Genomic DNA, 19,950 nt, shown 5'->3' with positions numbered 1-19,950 from the left:
ACCATGACGTCTTCGAAGCGAAACCGTGCCGAGGCCCTCCCGCAGGACCTCCAGGAAGCACTCCGCCGCCGGCTGGCCGGACGGGCCGCCGCGGGCGCCCCCGGCACCGCCCGGCAGGCCATCCCGCGTGCCGACCGCACCCGCCCGCTGCCGCTGTCCTTCGCCCAGCAGCGCCTGTGGTTCCTGGACCGGCTGCGCCCCGGCGACCCGCGCTACAACAGCGCCGTGGCGCTGCGCCTGACCGGCGCCCTCGACCACACCGCCCTGGCGGCCGCGCTGGAGCACGTGGTGGCGCGGCACGAGGCGCTGCGCACCACGTTCGAGGAGCACGACGGCACCCCCGCGCAGCGCGTGCACCCCGCCGGGCCGCTGCCGCTGCCCGTGCACGACCTCGCCGACGGGGCCGGCGCCGACCTGGAGGCGGCCCTGCTCGCCGCCTACGAGCGGCCCTTCGACCTGGAGGCCGGGCCCCTGCTGCGCGCCCTGCTCCTGCGGGAGGCCCCCGACACGCACGTGCTGCTGCTGACCGCCCACCACATCGTCACCGACGGCTGGTCCATGGGCGTCCTGCTGGACGAGCTGTGCACCGCCTACGACGCCCTCGCCCAGGGCACGGGCCCGGCCCTGGCGCCGGTGGCCACGCAGTACCCGGACTTCGCCGTCTGGCAGCGCGAGCAGCTGTCCGGCGCCCGGCTGGAACGCCACCTGGCGTACTGGAAGGAGCATCTGTCCGGGGCGGTCGCCCCCGAACTGCCGCTGGACCGGCCCCGCCGCGGCGAGGAGTCCGGCGCGGGCGCGGTGCACACCTTCACCGTCCCCGCCGCCACCACCGCCCGGCTGAAGCAGCTCGCGGCCGACCGGCACACCACCCTGTTCACCGCCCTCGTCGCCGCCTGCCAGAGCCTGCTGGCCCGCTGGTCCGGGCAGGACGACATCACCGTCGGCTCGCTCACCCCGGGGCGCGGCCGCACCGACCTGGAGCGGGCCGTCGGGTTCTTCGTCAACACCGTCGCGCTGCGCACCCGCGTCGAGACCGGCGGCACCTTCCGGGAGCTGCTCACCGCAGCCGCGGACACCGTCAACGACGCCTTCGCGCACGGCGACACGCCGTTCGAGCGGCTGGTCGAGGCCGTCGGCGCGACCCGCGAGGCCGGCCGCAACCCCCTGTTCGACGTGATGGTCCTGCTGCACCCGGCGCCCCCCACCGCACCCGACCCGCACGGCCTGGCCGCCTCCCCGGTCGCCGTGCCCCGGCGCGCCGCCACCTTCGACCTGAGCGTGGAGTTCGTGCCCGACGGCGACGGGCTGACCGGCCTGCTGGAGTACCGCACCGACCTCTTCGACGCCGCCACGGCCGAGCGCATGGCGGACCAGTTGCTGCGCACCCTCGACGGCGCGGCCGCCGACCCAGACCGGCCGCTCGGCGCCCTGCCCCTGCTCTCGCCCGAGCAGGAGCGGCAGGTGACCCGGGACTGGAACGCCACCGCCCGCCCGGTCCCCGCGGAGACCCTGCCCGAGCTGTTCGCCCGGCAGGCGGCCCGCAGCCCGCACGCCACCGCCCTGGTCGCCGGTGACGTACGCCTCGACCACGCGACGCTCGACGCGCGTGCCGATCGCCTGGCCCGTCAGCTCGTATCGCGGGGAGCAGGCCCCGAGCGTCTGGTCGCCCTCCGACTCCCGCGCACCGCCGACATGATCGTGGCGATCCTCGCCGTCTGGAAGGCCGGCGCAGGTTATCTGCCGCTGGACCCGGCACTGCCCGAGGACCGGGTGCGGTTCCTGCTGGACGACGCGCGCCCCGCGCTCGTCCTCGACGAGGCCGCGCTGCGGGAGGCGTACGACGCTCAAGACGGCGCCACCGGCGCTCCGTTGGCGCCCCCGCACCCCGACACCACCGCCTACGTCATCTACACCTCCGGCTCCACCGGCCGCCCCAAGGGTGTGGCCGTGACACACCGGTCCGCGGCGAACCTTCTCGCGGGCCACCGCGAGGGCTTCGTGGCCGAGGCGGGCGGCGGCCCGCTGCGGGTGGCCCTCACGGCGTCGTTCTCCTTCGACACCTCCCTGGAGGGCGTGCTGCTGATGGCCGACGGCCACCCGCTGCACCTGGTCGACGAGACGACCCGGCTGGACGCCGCCGCCCTGGTCGGGTACGTCGTCGAGCACCGCATCGACTTCCTCGACCTCACCCCCACCTATCTGCGCCAGCTGCTGCCCGCCGGGCTGCTCACCGACCCGCGCCACCGCCCGCGCGTCCTCATGCTCGGCGGCGAGGCCGTCGGACCCGCCCTGTGGCGGGAGCTGGCGGCGCGGCGGGACGTCGCCGCGTACAACTTCTACGGGCCCACCGAATGCACCGTCGACGCGCTGGCCTGCCGCATAACCGGCGACGGCCGGCCCACCGTGGGCCGGCCGCTGCCCAACGTGCGCGCCTACGTCCTCGACGACCGGTTGCGGCCCGTCCCGCCCGGTGTCGGCGGCGAACTGTACCTGGCCGGTGTCCAGCTGGCCCGCGGCTACAGCGGGCGGCCGGGGCTGACGGCCGCCCGGTTCCTGCCCGACCCCTTCGGCCCGCCCGGCACCCGCATGTACCGCACTGGAGACCTGGCCCGCTGGAGCGCCGACGGACGCCTGGACTACCTGGGGCGCGCCGACGACCAGGTCAAGGTGCGCGGCCACCGCATCGAGCCCGGCGAGGTCGAGGCGGCCCTGACCGACCTGCCCGGGATCGCCGCCGCCGCGGTCGTCGCCGTCACCGACCCGCACGGCCACGTCCGGCTCGCCGCCCACCTCGTCCCTGCCGACCCGGGTGCCCGGCCCACCGCGAGCGAGGTGCGGGCCGCCGTACGGCAGGTGCTGCCCGACCACATGGTGCCGTCCTCCTTCACCGTGCTCGACGCCCTGCCGATGACCGTCAGCGGCAAGGTCGACCGGCGTGCCCTGCCCGCGCCCGACTTCGAAGGCGTCGAGCAGGAGCGGGAGTTCGTCGCCCCGCGTACCACCGAGGAGGAGACCCTCGCGCGTATCTGGGCCGAGGTGCTGGGCGCGCGCCGGGTCGGCGTCACGGACAACTTCTTCGAGCTGGGCGGCGACTCCATCCTCAGCATCCAGGCCGTCTCCCGCGCCCGCGCGGCCGGGCTGCACCTGACCTCGCGGGACGTCTTCCGCCACCAGACCGTCGCCGACCTCGCCGCCGCCGCGTCCGTGCGCACCGCGCAGGTGCCCGCGCCCCGGCGCCCCGCGGCGGAGGGCCCGGCGCCGCTGTCGCCCGTGCAGGAGTGGTTCCTCGCCACCCACGGGCCGCTGCGGCACTTCGCCATGTCGATGCTGCTTGACCTGCCGCACGACCTCGACGAGCCGGCCCTGGAGCGCGCCCTGGAGGCGCTGGCCGCCCACCACCCGGCGCTGCGCACCCGGTTCGCCCGCTCGGGGAACACCTGGCGGCAGCACCCCGGCGAGGGCCCGGCCACCGGGCTGCTCACCCGCCACGACCTCACCGGCACCGCCGACCCGGCGGGGGAGCGCGAACGCGCCGCCGAGGCCGCCCGCGCCGCCCTCGACCCCGCCACCGGCGCCCTGCTGCGCGCCGCCCTGTTCGCCCGGTCCGGTGAGCGGCCGCAACTCTTCGTCACCGCTCACCACTTGGCAGTGGACAGCGTCTCCTGGCGCATTCTGCTCGCCGACCTCGCCGAGGCCTACCGGCAGGCCGCCGGGGGAGAGGCCGTCCGGCTGGAGCCCGTCGCCACGTCGTTCACCGACTGGGCCGCGCACCTGGCGCGCCGGGTCCGCGACGGCGACCTCGACGCCGACCTGCCGCACTGGACGGCCGAGGCCGCCGAGCCCCGCACCCCGCTGCCCGTGGACCGCCCCGGCACCCCGCCGGCCGGCTCGGTCCGCACCCTCGGCACCCGCGTGGACCGCGCCACCACCGAGGCGCTGCTGCGCCGGGTGCCCGCCGTCTACCGCACCCAGGTCAACGACGTGCTGCTCGGCGCGCTCAGCCGGGTCCTCGCCGACTGGACGGGCGCCGAGCGGGTGACCGTCCTGCTCGAAGGCCACGGCCGCGAGGACGAGACGCTCGACCTGTCGCGCACCGTGGGCTGGTTCACCGCCCAGTACCCCGTCACCCTCGCGCCCGCCGGTCCGTCCGGGGCACCCGACTGGGGTGCCACCCTCAAGGCGGTGAAGGAGCGGCTGCGGTCCGTGCCCCGGCACGGCCTGACGTACGAGGCCCTGGCCCGCCTCGGCTCGCCCGACCCGGCCGCGAGCGCCCTGAAGGACGTGCCGCTGCCGCAGATCAGTTTCAACTACCACGGCCAGTGGGAGGCCCCCGACGGCGGCGACTTCGCCCCGGCGGGCGAGACACCCGGCCGCGACATCGCCCCGGACACACCCCTGGACCACCTGCTGGACGTCTCCGCCGTGGTCACCGACGGCGAACTCCACCTCACCTGGCACTACAGCGACCGGGTGCACGACGAGGCCACCGTCCGCGCCCTCGCCGACGGCATGACCGGCGCGCTCGCCGCGATCACCGAACACTGCGCCCGGCCCGGCGCGGGCGGCCGCACCCCGTCCGACTTCCCGCTGGCCCGCCTCGACCAGGACCGCCTGGACCGCCTCGTCGGCGACGGCCGCGACGTGGAGGACGTCCTGCCGCTCACCCCCCTCCAGGAGGGCATGCTCTTCCACCGGCTGGTCGGCGGCCCCGACGACGTCTACGTCGACCAGGCCGCCCTGCTGCTCGACGGCGTCGCCGACCCGCACGCCTTCGCCGTCGCCTGGCAGCGCGTCACCGACCGCACCCCCGCCCTGCGCACCTGCGTCGTCTGGGAGGACGTGCCCGTACCCCTCCAGGTCGTGCGCCGCGACGTCCGGATGCCGGTCACCCACCTCGACTGGCGCGACCTGGACGAGGAGGAACGCGCCGAGCGCCTGGGCCGGCTGCGCGCCGACGACCTGGCCCGGGGCATCGACCTCGCCGCGGCGCCGCTGATGCGCCTGACCCTGGTCCGGCTGCCCGACGCCCGGCTGCACCTGCTGTGGACGTCCCACCACATCGTCCTGGACGGCTGGAGCCTCGCCCAGGTGCTGAGCGAGGTGTGCGAGGAGTACGCCGCGCTCACCGCGGGCACCGAGGCCCGGCCGCCGCTGCGGCGCCCCTTCGGCGACTACGTGCGCTGGCTCGCCGACCAGGACCCCGACGCGGCCCGAGCCCACTGGCAGAACGTCCTCGCCGGGTTCGCCGAACCCACCCCGCTGCCCGCGGACCGCCCCCTGCGCGAGGCCCACCAGGCCCGCTCCGCCGCCCTGCACACGACCGGCCTGGACGCGGAGGCGTCGGCCCGCCTCGCACGCACCGCCCGCGAGGCCGGACTCACCCTCAACACCGTCGTCCAGGGCGCCTGGGCGCTGCTGCTGTCCCGCTACGCCGCCCAGGACGACGTGCTGTTCGGCACCACCGTGTCCGGACGCCCCGACGACCTGCCCGGCGTCGAGTCGATGGTCGGCATGTTCATCAACACCGTTCCCACCCGCGTCCGCGTCGACCCCGCCCTCCCCGCCGGGGACTGGCTGCGTGAACTCCAGGACGCCCAGGCCGAGTCGAGACGCTTCGCCGCCGCCTCGCTCGCCGAGCTCACCCAGCTGAGCGACGTGCCGTCCGGCAGCCCGCTCTTCCACAGCATGGTCGCCTTCGAGAACTACCCCTTCGACGAGGCCCGCACGGCCGGGATCCGCCTGGCCGAGGTGACCTCCCGCGACGCCACCAACTACCCGCTCGTGCTGCGCGCCTACCACGGCGAACGCCTCGGCTTCGACCTCGCCTACGACCCGGACCTGTTCGACGCGGCGACCGTCCGCGCCCTCGCCGGCCGGCTCTGCCTGCTCCTGACCGGGCTCGCCGACGGCACCGACCGGCCGCTGCGCACCCTGGTCTGGACGACGGCCGAGGAACGGCACCGGATCCTCACCGACTGGAACGGCACCGCGTCCGGCCGTCCCGCCGAGACACTGGTGGACCTGTTCGAGGCGCAGGCCGCCCGCACCCCCGGCGCCGTCGCCGTCACCTGCGGGACGGAGCACCTGGACTACGCGGCCCTCGACGCCCGCGCCGGCCGCCTCGCCCACCGGCTCGCCGAACTCGGCGCCGGGCCCGAACGGTTCGTCGCCCTCGCCCTGCCCCGCTCCACCGACCAGGTCGTCGCGGTCCTCGCCGTGCTGAAGACCGGCGCCGCCTACCTGCCGATCGACCCGAACTCGCCCGCCGAACGCATCGCCCACCTCCTCACCGACGCCACCCCCGTCGCCCTGGTGACCACCACCGGCACCGCGGCCCGCGTCGACGGCACCGGTGTGCCCGTCGTCCTCCTCGACGCCCCGGACGAGGAAGCCGACCTGGCCCGGCGCCCCGCGACCGGCCCCGAACCGGCCCGCCGCCCTCTGCCGGAGAGCCCCGCCTACGCCATCTACACCTCCGGCTCCACCGGCCGCCCCAAGGGCGTGGTGATCCCGCACGCCAACGTGGTGCGGCTGTTCACCCGCACCCGCCCGTGGTTCGCGTTCGGCCCGGACGACGTGTGGACGCTGTTCCACTCCTACGCGTTCGACTTCTCCGTGTGGGAGTTGTGGGGACCGCTGCTGCACGGCGGACGGCTCGTCGTCGTGCCCGACGAGACCGCCCGTTCCCCGGAGGACTTCCTGCGGCTGCTGGCCGACGAAGGGGTCACCGTCCTCAACCAGACGCCGTCCGCGTTCTACCCGCTGGTGCGCGCCGACGCCGAACACCCCGACACGGGTGCCCGCCTCGCCCTGCGCACGGTGATCTTCGGCGGTGAGGCCCTCGACGTCGGCCGGCTCACCGACTGGTGGGCCCGCCACCCGGCCGACACCCCGCGCCTGGTCAACATGTACGGCATCACCGAGACCACCGTGCACGTCACCCACGCCCCCCTCGACCCCGCCACCGCCGCGCACGGCCCCGCCAGCCCCATCGGCGTCGCGATACCCGACCTCAGGGTGTACGTCCTCGACGCGGACCTGGCACCTCTGCCGCCGGGCGCGACCGGTGAGCTGTACGTGGCGGGGGAGGGCCTGGCCCGCGGCTACCTGGGCCGCCCCGGCCTGACCGCGACCCGGTTCCTCGCCGACCCGTTCGGCCCGGCCGGCAGCCGCATGTACCGCACCGGCGACCGGGCGAAGTGGCGGCCCGACGGCACCCTGGAGTACCTGGGCCGCGCCGACGCCCAGGTGAAGATCCGCGGCTACCGCATCGAGCCCGGCGAGATCGAGGCCGCCCTGCACACCCACCCCGGGGTCACCGACACCGCCGTCGGCGTGTTCGAGGACGCCTCCGGCACCCGCCGCCTCGTGGCGCACGTCGTCGGCACCGGCGGCGCGACACCCCCGGCGGCCGAGCTGCGCGCCCACCTGGAACGGCTGCTGCCCGCCCACATGGTGCCCGCCGCCTACGTCCCGATGGACGCCCTCCCGCTCACCGTCAACGGCAAGCTCGACCGGCGCGCGCTGCCCGCCCCGACGGCGGACGGCTACGCCGCCGACACCGACCGGACCGCACCGCGCACCCCCGCCGAGCGGGCCGTCGCCGCCGCCTGGTCGGACGTCCTCGGGGTCCAGGAGGTGCACGCCGGGGACGACTTCTTCGCGCTCGGCGGCGACTCCATCCTCGCCGTCCGCGTCACCGCCCGGCTGCGCGCCGCGTTCGGCCCCGACGTGTCCCCGCGCCTGCTGTTCACCCACAGCACGCTGGCCGCGCTCGCCGCCGAGCTGGGCGACCCGGTGGGCGACACCTCCGCAGCGCCCGCCGACGCGATCCCCGCGACCGCCCCGCAGACCCCGGCGCCGTTGTCGTACGCCCAGCAACGCCTGTGGTTCCTCGACCGGTTCGAGCCCGGCAGCACCGAGTACACGACGCTGTCCGTGCTGCGCCTGCGCGGCTCACTCGACGAACGAGCCCTGCGCACCGCCCTGGACGGCCTCGTCGCCCGCCACGAGTCCCTGCGCACCACCTTCGCCGAACACGACGGACAGCCCCGGCAGGTGGTGCACCCGCCGCACCCGGCCGCCCTGACCGTGGACGACCTCACCGCCGCCCCCGATCCGCGGGCCGCGCTGGAGGAGCTGCTCGAGCGCGAGGCCGCCACGCCCTTCGACCTGGCGACCGGGCCGCTGCTGCGCGCCCGCCTCGCCCGCACCGCGGACGACGAACACGTGCTGGCCCTCGCCGTCCACCACATCGTCACCGACGGGTGGTCGCTCGGCGTCCTCGGCCGGGACCTCGGCGAGCTGTACGCGGCCGCCCACGAGGACCGCCGGCCCGAACTCCCCGAGCTGCCCGTTCGGTACGCCGACCACGCCGCCTGGCAGCGCTCCCGCACCGACCAGGTCGAACGGCAACTCGCCCACTGGCGCGAGCGGCTGGCCGGCGTACCGCCGCTGGAGCTGCCGACCGACCGGCCGCGTCCCGCCGTCCGCACCCGTGACGGCGCGCTCGTCACCTTCACGCTGCCCGCCGAGCTGACCGAGCGGCTGCGCGAGCGGGGGCGTGAGGCCGACTCCACCCTCTACATGACCCTGCTCGCCGGCTGCACGGTCCTGCTGTCCCGCTGGGCCGACCAGGACGACTTCGCCCTCGGCACCGTCACCGCCGGCCGCGAGCGCCCCGAACTGCACGATGTCGTCGGCATGTTCGTCAACACGCTGGTGCTGCGCAACCAGGTCCGGCCCGGCACCTCGTTCCGTGCGCTGCTGGAGCAGGTGCGCGGCACGGTCCTGGACGCCTTCGCCCACCAGGACGTGCCGTTCGAGCGGCTGGTGGACGTCCTCCAGCCCGAACGCGACACCAGCCGCACCCCCCTGTTCCAGGTCATGGTCGCCCTGCACAACCTGGGCGCCGAGGCACCCGCGCTGCCCGGCCTGGACGCCGAGCCGCTGCTGCCGCCGGTCCGGCACGCCACCTTCGACCTGGCCTTCGACTTCGTCGAGGGCGACGACGGCGTCACCGGCCACCTGGAGTACGACACCGCCCTGTTCGACGAGGACACGGTCCGCGGCCTCGCCGCCCGCCTGCGCCTGCTGCTGGAGGCGGCCGTACGGGAACCGGACCGCGACGTACGGGCGCTGGAGCTGATGACCGCCGACGAACGGCAACGGGTGCTGCAGGACGGGCAGGGAGACCTCCTCGCCGTCCCGGACACCACCTTCCCCGCCCTGTTCGAGGCGCAGGCCGCCCGTACCCCGCACGCCACCGCGCTGGTCGCCCGCGACGCCACCCTCGACTTCGCCGCCCTCAACGACCGGGCGAACCGGCTCGCCCACCACCTGCTGGCCCTGGGCGCCGGACCCGAGCGGGTGGTCGCCGTCCGGCTGCCGCGCACCTCCGAGCTGGTGGTCGCGGTCCTCGCCGTCGCCAAGTCCGGCGCCACCCTGCTCCACCTCGACCCCGACCTGCCCGCCGAACGCGCGGCCGGGCTCCTGGAGGACGCCGCCCCGCACACCGTTCTCACCGCCGACACGCTGCGCGCCACCCCGTGGGACCGGCTGCCCGCCCACGACCCCACCGACCGCGACCGCCCGACGCCGCTGCGTCCGGACCACGCCGTCTACATCATCTACACCTCCGGCTCCACCGGCCGGCCCAAGGGCGTCGTCGTCGAACACCGCCACCTGGTCAACCTCTGCCACGACCACCGCGACGGGCTCGTCGCCCCGCACACCGCGGACGGGCGGCGGCTGCGCGCCGTGCTCAGCGCCTCGTTCTCCTTCGACACGTCCTGGGAGGGCCCGCTGCTGCTCGCCCTCGGCCAGGAGGTGCACCTCGTCGACGAGGACGTGCGCCTGGACCCCGAGGCGTTCTGCGCGCAGATCGCCGAACGGAATCTGGACCTGGTCAACGTCACGCCGTCGTTCCTGCGCGAACTCCTCGCCGCGGGACTCCTCGCACCCGGCCGTCACCACCCCCGCGTCCTGCTCGTCGGTGGCGAGGCGACCGGCCCCGACACCTGGCGCGAGCTGTGCGCCGCCTCCGCACTCGGCGTCACCGTCTACAACATGTACGGCCCCACCGAGTGCACCGTCGACGCCACCTACGGCCGCGTCACCGACCGCCCCGACCGGCCGGTCATCGGACGGCCCGGCGCCAACCTGCGCGCCTACGTCCTCGACGGCGCCCTGCGCCCGGTGCCGCCCGGCACGCCCGGCGAGCTGTACCTCGCCGGCGCCCAGGTCGCCCGCGGCTACCTGAACCGCCCCGGCCTGACCGCCGCGCGGTTCCTCGCCGACCCGTTCGGCGCGCCGGGGGAGCGGATGTACCGCACCGGCGACCGCGCCCGCCGCGACGAACAGGGCGTGCTGGAGTTCCTGGGCCGCGCCGACGAACAGATCAAGATCCGCGGCTTCCGCGTCGAACCCGGCGAGATCGAGGCCGCGTTGCTCGCCCACCCGGACGTCACCGACGCCGTCGTCACGGCACGCGACCACGCCGGCCGGCTGATGCTCGTGGCCTACCTCGTGCCCGCCGGAGACACGACCCCGGCCGCCGACGCACTGCGCCTAGCGCTGCGCCGCACCCTGCCGGACCACATGGTGCCCGCGGCGTTCGTGCCGCTGACCCGGATACCGCGCACCACCAGCGGCAAGACCGACCGCCGCGCCCTGCCTGCTCCGCCCGCCCAACCCGACACCCTGGAAACCTACGTCGCACCCCGTCCCGGCACCGAACAGGCCCTCGCGACGATCTGGGCGGACGTCCTGCGCGTCGAACGGGTCGGCGCGCGCGACAACTTCTTCGCGCTCGGCGGCGACTCGATCCTCAGCATCCAGATCGTCTCCCGCGCCCGCCAGGCCGGTCTCGCGCTGACCACCAAGGACGTCTTCCGCCACCAGACGGTCGCCGAACTCGCCCTGCGCGTCACCGAGTCGACGCCGGTCGCCACCGACTCGACCGCCCCCGCCGAGGCGCCGCTCACCCCCATCCAGCGCTGGTACCTCGACGGCCGCAGCCCCGGCGACCCGCTGCGCTTCACCATGTCGCAGCGCCTCGAACTCGCCCCCGGCACCGACCTGTCCGCCCTGCGCACCGCCGCCGACGCCCTCGTACGGCATCACCCCGCCCTGCGCACCCGCTTCCGCCACACCGAGGACGGCTGGCGCCAGGAGGTCCTGCCCGGCGTCCCGGACACCACCGTCACCCTGCACGACATGACCGGCCTCGACGGCACCGCCCTGGAGGCCGAGGCGGCCCGCCTCGCGGACGAGGCCCGCGCCGCCCTCGACCCCGCCGAGGGCCGGGTGGCGCGCGTTCTCCTCCTCGACCGGGGCCCGCACGCCCCCGCCCAACTCCTCTTCACCGTGCACCACTTGGCCGTCGACGGCGTCTCCTGGCGCATCCTGCTGGCCGACCTGGAGACCGCCCACCGGCAGACGGCCGCCGGACACCCCGTCGAGCTGCCCCAGGCCACCACCGCCTACGGCCACTGGGCGGCCCGGCTGGAGGCCCACACCCGCTCCGGCGCCCTGGACGGCGACCTCGACCACTGGCGGCGCACCATAGAGGCCCCCGCCGACCTGCCCGCGGGCCGCTCAGGCCCCAACACCCACGGCACCGCCGCCACGATCACCGTGGAACTCGAACCGGAGACCACCGAGGCCCTGCTGCGGCAGGTCCCGGAGGTCTACCGCACCCAGGTCAACGACGTCCTGCTCAGCGCCCTCGGCCGCACCCTGGCCCGCTGGTGCGGACGCGACAGCGTGCTGGTCGGCGTCGAGGGCCACGGCCGCGAGGACCTCTTCGACGACCTGGACCTGTCCCGGACGGTCGGCTGGTTCACCGCCGAATTCCCGCTCGCGCTGACCGTCGCCCCCGACGCCGGCTGGCACGACGCCCTCCGCTCGGTCAAGGAGCAGCTGCGCGCGGTGCCTCTGCACGGCCTGAGCCACGGCGCGCTGCGCCACCTGCTGCCCGACAGCCCGCTGGCCGACGCTCCGGCACCCCGGATCGGCTTCAACTACCACGGCCAGTGGGACGCCGACGCGGGCGGCAACGGCCTGTACGCCGCCGCCCTGCCCCCGGCCGGCTCCGACACCGACCCCGACGCCCCCCGGCCCTACCTGCTGGACATCACGGGCGTGGTGCAGGAAGGCCGGCTCGAACTCGGCTGGACCTACCCGCCGGCCGTCTACGACGAATCCACCGTCCGGACCCTCGCCGAGGAGATGTGCGCGGCGCTGCGCGAGATCGCGGCCCACTGCGCCTCCCCGGACGCGGGCGGCCGCACCCCGTCCGACTTCCCGCTGGCCGGGCTCGGCCAGGGTGAGCTGGACCGCCTGGTGGGCGACGGCCGGCACGTGGCCGACGTCCTGCCGCTGACCCCGCTCCAGGCCGGCATGCTCTTCCACGGCCTGGTCGACACGGCGGGCGCCTACTCGGACCGTGTGGCCGTCCGCCTGTCCGGGGTGAGCGACCCGCACGGCTTCGCCGCCGCCTGGCAGCAGGTCGCCGACCGCACCGAGGCCCTGCGCACCAGCGTCCACTGGCAGGGCCTGCCGCACCCCGTGCAGGTCGTGCACCGGCGCGTGGAGCTGCCCGTCACCCACCTGGACTGGCGACACCTCACATCCGAGGAACGCGCGGCGGCCACCGAGGACCTGCTGGCCACCGACCGTGCCGCGGGCATGGACCTGACCACCGCGCCCCTCACCCGCATCACCCTGGCCGTACTGCCCGGCGACGAGGTCCTGCTGCTGTGGTCCTCCCACCACCTGATCTTGGACGGCTGGAGCACCGGACAGCTCCTCACCGAGGTGTGCGAGCGCTACGCCGCCCTCACCGGCGGCCGGGCGGCCCCCGCACCGGTCAGGCGCCCCTTCGCGGACTTCCTGCGCTGGCTGCACGACCAGGACGAGACCGCCGCCGAGGCCCACTGGACCGACACCCTCGCCGGGTTCCCCGCGCGCACTCCGCTGCCCTACGACCGCACGCCGGCCGAGGAGCACCGCGCCCGCGCCGCCGCCCTCACGAGCCGGCGACTGGACGAGAACCTGTCGGCGCGGCTGCGGCAGGGCGCCGCCCGGGCCGGGCTGACGGTGAACACCGTCGTCGAGGGCGCGTGGGCGCTGCTCCTGGCCCGCCACAGCGGCCGCGACGACGTCGTGTTCGGCACCACCGTCTCCGGACGCCCGGCCGAACTGCCCGGCGTGGAGTCGATGATCGGCATGTTCATCAACACCGTGCCCACCCGGGTCCGGGTCGCGGGCGGGGGAGCGGCGTCCTGGCTGCGCGCGGTGCAGGAGCACCAGAGCGACACCCGGCGCTTCGACCACCTCGCCCTGCCCCGCATCCAGGCGCTGAGCGAGATCCCCGCCGGAGAGGCGCTGTTCGACAGCATGGTGGTGTTCGAGAACTACCCCGTCGACGAGTCCGCCACCGCCCGCACGGGCGTACAGGTCGTGGAGGTGCGCGCCGAGGACGCGCCCACCTTCCCGCTGTGCCTGCGCGCCCACCTCGGCGACCGCCTCGGCCTCGACCTCGCCTACGACGACGGCCTGTTCGACACGGACACGGCCGAACGCCTCGCGGACCGCCTCACGGTCGTCCTGGGCGCCCTCGCCGACGCGCTGGAGACCGACGCCGACGTCACCGGCCTGGAGGCGCTGACCGAGGACGACCGCGCCCTGCTGGAACGGTGGAACACCACCGTTCGCCGGACCGAGCCGAGCAGCCCCGTCGACGTGTTCGCCGACCGGACCCGCCGCACGCCGGAAGCACCCGCGCTACGCGACGGCGACACCTGCCTGACGTACCGTCAACTCGACGAGTGGTCCGACGCGGTCGCCTCCCGGCTCCTCGCCGGCGGACTGCGTGCCGAGGACCGGGTGGCCCTGTCGATGGACCGCTGCGCCGCCCTCGTCGTCGCCCAGCTCGCCGTGCTCAAGGCGGGCGGCGCCTACGTGCCCGTGGACGCCCGCGCCCCCGAGGACCGACGCCGCACGCTGATCGAACGCGCGGGCGCCACAGTCCAGTTGTCCGCCGAGGACGTCACCGCCGCACGCACCCCCGTGCCGGACGCGCCCGCCGCCGCACCCGCGGACCCCGACCGGCTCGCCTACGTGATGTTCACCTCCGGGTCGACCGGCGAGCCGAAGGCGGTCGCCGTACGCCACCGCGACGTGGCCGCCCTCGCCACCGACAGCCGCTTCACCGGCGGGGTCTGCGACCAGGTGCTGCTGCACTCCCCGGTGGCCTTCGACGCCGCCACCTTCGAGGTGTGGGCGCCGCTGCTCACCGGCGGCTGCGTCGTCGTGGCCCCCTCGCAGCCGCTGGACGCCGCGCTGCTGCGCCGACTCGTCCGCGACACCGGTCTGAGCGCGCTGTGGCTGACCGCCGGCCTGTTCCGGCTGCTCGCGCAGGACGCGCCGGACTGCTTCACCGGACTGCGCCAGGTGTGGACCGGCGGCGACGTCGTACCGGCCGCGGCCGTACGCCGCGTCCTGGCCGCCTGCCCGGGCCTGTCCGTCGTGGACGGCTACGGCCCCACCGAGACGACGACGTTCGCCACGTCGTTCCCGCTCACCGACGCGGCCACCGTCCCCGACACCGTGCCCATCGGCCACCCGCTCGACGACATGCGCGTGCACGTCCTCGACGGCCGGCTGCGGCCCGTGCCGCCCGGCTGCCCGGGCGAGCTGTACCTCGCCGGCGAGGGCGTCGCCCGTGGCTACCTGGGCCGCCCCGGGGACACCGCGGCCCGCTTCCTGGCCGACCCGGCCGGCCCGTCCGGCAGCCGCATGTACCGCACCGGCGACCTGGTCCGCCGCCGCCCCGACGGCACCGTCGAGTTCCTCGGCCGCGCCGACGACCAGGTGAAGATCCGCGGCTTCCGCGTCGAGCCCGGTGAGGTCGAGGCCGTCCTCGCGGGACACCCTGGCGTCACCGACGTGACCGTGCTGGCCCGCGAGGACCGGCCCGGCGTTCGCCGCCTGGTGGCCTACGTCGTCGGCACCGAAGACGTCGCGGCCCTGCGGGAGTTCGCCCGGCACTCCCTGCCCGACTACCTCGTGCCGTCGGCGTTCGTCGTCCTGCCCGCCCTGCCGCTCAGCCGCAACGGCAAGGTCGACCGGGCGGCCCTGCCCGCGCCGGAACCCGCGAGCGGCGCACAGGACGCGCCGGTCGAGCCGCGCACCGACGCCGAGCGCCGCACGCTGGAGATCTTCGCCGACGTCCTGTCCGTGCCGCGCCCCGGCGTGCGGGACGACTTCTTCCAGCTGGGCGGTGACTCCATCCTCAGCATCCGGCTGGCCGTCCGCCTGGCCGAGGCGTTCGGCACCGAGCTGTCCCCGCGCGCGGTGTTCACCCACCCGACCCCCGAGGCCCTCGCCGCCCTCCTCACCGAGGAACGGCCCGCCGGCACCGCCCCTGCCGCGATCGTCCCGGTCACCCGGGACACGCCCGCCCCGATGTCGTACGCCCAGCAACGGCTGTGGTTCCTGGAGGAGTTCGCGCCCGGCAGCGGCGAGTACGTCACCGCGCTGGCCCTGAGGCTGCGCGGCCGGCTCGACGTGCCCGCCCTCACCGCGGCGCTGCGCTCCCTGGTCGAGCGGCACGAGGCGCTGCGCACCACCTTCGACGCGGTCGACGGCCACGGCGTGCAGATCGTCCACCCGGCCGGCGACGTGCCGCTGACCCTGCACGACCTGTCGCAGCTCACGGGCGGTGAACGCGACGCCCTGCTCGCGGACCTGCTGGACGCCGAACGCGCCCGCACCTTCGACCTGCGACGCGGCCCGCTCCTGCACACGGGTTTGATCAGGCTCGCGGACGGCGAGCACGTCCTGACGCTGACCCTGCACCACATCGTCACCGACGGCTGGTCCACCGGCGTGCTCACCGGCGATCTCGCGCACTTCTACCGCGCCGAACTCGGCGCCGGGACCGGCGCGTTGCCACCGCTGCCGGTGCAGTACGCCGACTACGCGCACTGGCAGCGCGGGCGCGGCACGGACGACCACCTCACGTACTGGAAGGAGCACCTGGCCGGTCTGGAGACGCTGGACCTGCCCACCGACCGGCCCCGTCCCGCGGTGCGCACCCACCACGGCGCCTCCGTACGGCTCTCCCTGCCCCGCGAGACGACCCGCCGCCTCGCCCGGGTGGGCCGGGACCGGCAGGCCACCCTGTTCACCACGCTGGTCGCCGCCGCCCAGGCCTACCTGGCCCGGCTGACCGGCGGTGAGGACATCACCGTCGGCACGGTCACCTCCGGCCGCGACCGCGCCGAGGTCCAGCACCTCGTCGGGTTCTTCGTCAACACGCTCGTGCTGCGCTCCCGCGTCACGCCCGACCGCCCGTTCCTCGAGTTCCTCGACGAGGTCCGCGGCACCGTCCTGGACGCCTTCGCCCACCAGGACGCGCAGTTCGAGCAGGTCGTGGACGAGGTCCAGCCGGTCCGCGACACCAGCCGCACCCCGCTGTTCCAGGTCATGGTCGTCCTCCAGAACGCCCCGGCAGCCGCCCTCGACCTGCCCGGCCTCGACGTCACCGACGTCGACAGCGAGCTGCGGCACGCCGCGTTCGACCTCACCCTGGAGTTCGCCGAGACCGGCTCGGGCGAACTGCACGGCGTCCTCACCTACAACACCGACCTGTTCGACACGGCCACCGCCGAACGCATGGCCGACCAGCTCGGCACCCTGCTGACCGCCGTCGCCGACGACCCCGACCGGCCCCTGGGCGCCCTGCCCCTCGCCACCGACGAGACGCTCAAGGCCGTGCTCGACCAGGGGCGCGCCACCGCCCGGCCGATCCCGGCCGCCACCCTGCCCGAGCTGTTCGAGCGACAGGCCGCCCACACCCCCGACGCCGTCGCCCTGGCCGACGCCGACGGCCGGGAGCTGACGTACGCGTACGTCGAACGCGCCGCCAACCGGCTGGCCCACCACCTCATCGCCCGGGGCGTGGGACCCGAGCGGATCGTGGCCCTGGCCCTGCCCCGCAGCGCGGAGACGGTCGTGGCGCAGCTCGCCGTCACCAAGGCCGGCGGCGCCTTCCTGCCCGTCGACCCCGACTACCCGCAGCAGCGCCGGGAGTTCATGCTGCGCGACGCCGGCGCCTGGATCGTCCTGGACGACCCGGCCGCCGTACGGGACGCCGACGGCCCGGACACCGCGCCCACGGACGCCGACCGCACGGCCCCGCTGACCGTCGACCACCCGGCGTACGTGATCTACACGTCCGGCTCCACCGGCACCCCCAAGGGCGTCACGGTGACGCACCGCGGCCTCGCCGCCTTCGCCGCCTCCGCCGCCGACCGCTACGACGCGGGCCCCGGCGACCGCGTCCTGCAGTTCGCCTCACCCAGCTTCGACGCCTCGGTGCTGGAGCTGTGCGTGTCCCTGCTCAGCGGCGCCACCCTGCTCACCGGTGACGAGGGCCCCCTCGTCGGCGAGCGCCTCGCCGAGGTCCTCGCCGGGCGGCGCGTCAGCCACACCCTGATCCCGCCCGCCGCTCTCGCGACGGTCGACCCGCGGGCCGCCGACGCCCTGCCACACCTGCGCACCCTGATCGTCGGCGCCGAGGCATGCCCCGCCCACCTGGTCGAACGGTGGGCCCCCGGCCGACGGATGATCAACTCGTACGGCCCGACCGAGGCCACCGTCGTCGCCACCTGGACCGGCCCGCTCACCCCGGGCGCGGGCGCCCCGCCCATCGGACGCCCGGCCGGCGCCACCCGCGTCCACGTCCTCGACGCCGCCCTGCGCCCCGTCCCGCCCGGCGTCACCGGCGACCTCTACGTGTCCGGACCCGGACTGGCCCGCGGCTACCTCCACCGGCCCGGCCTGACCGCGTCCCGCTTCCTCGCCGACCCGTTCGGCGCCCCCGGCGAGCGCATGTACCGCACGGGCGACCGCGCCCGCTGGGACGCGAGCGGCCGACTGCGCTTCGCCGGGCGCGCCGACGCCCAGCTCAAACTGCGCGGCTTCCGCATCGAACCCGGCGAGATCGAGAGCGCGCTGCGCGGCAGCCCGCTGGTGCGCGACGCGGTGGTCACCGTCCGCGCCGGCGGCAGCGACCCGGACGGCCGCTCCGGTGCCCGCCTGGTCGCCCACGTCGTCCCCGCCGACGGCACCCCGGACCCCCTGCCGGTACCCGAGCTGCGCGACCACCTCGCCGGGCTCCTCCCGGCGTACATGATCCCCTCGGCGTTCGTGCCGCTGGACCGGCTGCCGCTCACCCCGAACGGCAAGACCGACCGCAGCGCGCTGCCCGAACCCGGGCCCGCGCACACCGCCAGTGGGCCGCACACGCCGCCGCGCACCGACACCGAACGCCGCATCGCCCGCATCTGGGCCGACGTCCTCGGCGTGGCCGACGTCGGCGCGCACGACAACTTCTTCCACCTCGGCGGCGACTCCATCCTCAGCATGCAGGTCGTCTCCCGGCTGCGGCGCGACGGGCTGCACCTGACGACCCGTGACCTCTTCACCCACCAGACCCTCGCCGAACTGGCCGGGGTGGTCACCGCCGCGCCCCGGCACGCGGGTGACGAAGCGGTGAGCGGAGAGGTGCCGCTCACCCCCATCCAGGAATGGTTCCTGGGCAGCCCGCGCGCCAGCCACGCCCACTTCAACCAGTCCCTGCTGGTGGAGCTGGCCCCCGGCGTGGACGTCACCGCGCTGGAAACGGCCCTGGACGCCCTGCTCGACCACCACGACGCCCTGCGCATGCGCTTCACCGCGGACCAGGACGGCTGGCGCCAGTTCAACCCGCCGCCGGCCGACACCGACCGCGCCGGGCTCCTGATCCGTCACGACCTCGGCGGGCTCACCTCCACCGACGCCGACGCGGCGATGGAGAAGGCCGCCGATGACCTGCACACCGGATTCGACCTCGCGCACGGTCCGCTGCTGCGGGCGGCGCTGTTCACCGGCGCCGCCGACCGGCCCGACTTCCTCCTCCTGGTCGGCCACCACCTGGTCGTGGACGCCGTGTCCTGGCGCATCCTGCGCGACGACCTGGAGGCCGCCTACCGGCAGGCCGCCCAGGGCGAAACGGTCACGCTCGGCGAACGCACCACGTCCTTCCGCGACTGGTCCCGCGGTCTCGCCGCACACGTCGCCTCGGGCGCCCTCGACCACGAACTGCCCTACTGGGAACGCGCGGTGGACACCGAGCCCGTCCCGGCCGGAACGCCGGACGGCCCCGGCACCGGCGCCGTCGACACCCTCACCGTCGAACTGGACGAGGCGGACACCGAGGCTCTGCTGCGCGCCGCGCCGACCGCCTACCGCACCCGCGTCAACGACGTGCTCCTCGCCGCCCTCGCCCTCGCCCTGGCCCGCTGGACCGGCCGCGAGGAGGTCCGCCTCGACATGGAGGGACACGGCCGCGAGGACGTCCTCGACGACGTCGACCTGACCCGCACGGTCGGCTGGTTCACCACCGTCCACCCGGTCGCCCTCCAGGTCCCCGAACCCGCCGACCCGGGCCCCGACCGCGACTGGCGCGCCCTGGTGAAGTCCGTACGCCGCCAACTGCGCGCCGTGCCCGGCAACGGCCTCGGCTTCGGCGCGCTGCGCACCTTCGGCCCGCCCGAGGTGCGCGAGCGCCTGGGACGCGCCGGGCACGGGCAAGTCGTCTTCAACTACCTCGGACAGTGGGACGCCCGCCCGGAGAACCCCGGGGACGGCCTCGTGCGCGCCGAACACGGTTCGTTCGGACGCCACCACGACCCGCGCGACAGCGGCTCCCATCCGCTGGAGATCGTCGGCGCCGTCCAGCGCGGCCGGCTGTCCTTCACCTGGCACCACCGGCCCGCCCTGCACGCCACCGACACCGTGCGCCGGGTCGCCGAGGACTTCGCCCGCGCGCTGCGCCACATCGCCCGCCACGCCCGCGAGCGCCGGTGAACCCCCGCCCCGTGGGCCGCGCCCCACCAC

Annotated in this window: 1 protein-coding gene; it reads left to right on the top strand. The window is 75.7% G+C overall.

Features of this window, described 5'->3' with window-relative positions:
* Nucleotides 1–3: 3 nt before the first annotated feature.
* The gene (locus tag ACZ4M5_RS15195; RefSeq protein ID WP_467736801.1) at nt 4–19,920 is read left to right on the top strand and encodes a non-ribosomal peptide synthase/polyketide synthase; all 19,917 of its coding nucleotides are present in this window, start codon (nt 4–6) and stop codon (nt 19,918–19,920) included.
* Nucleotides 19,921–19,950 lie beyond the last annotated feature (30 nt).

This window comes from Streptomyces sp. NPDC026246 (genome assembly GCF_055567995.1).
This window is presented reverse-complemented; position numbering and strand designations above follow the sequence as displayed.

Coding starts and splice junctions, on each gene's coding strand:
- ACZ4M5_RS15195 (WP_467736801.1), top strand. CDS start 4: ATGACGTCTTCGAAGCGAAACCGTGCCGAGGCCCTCCCGCAGGACCTC.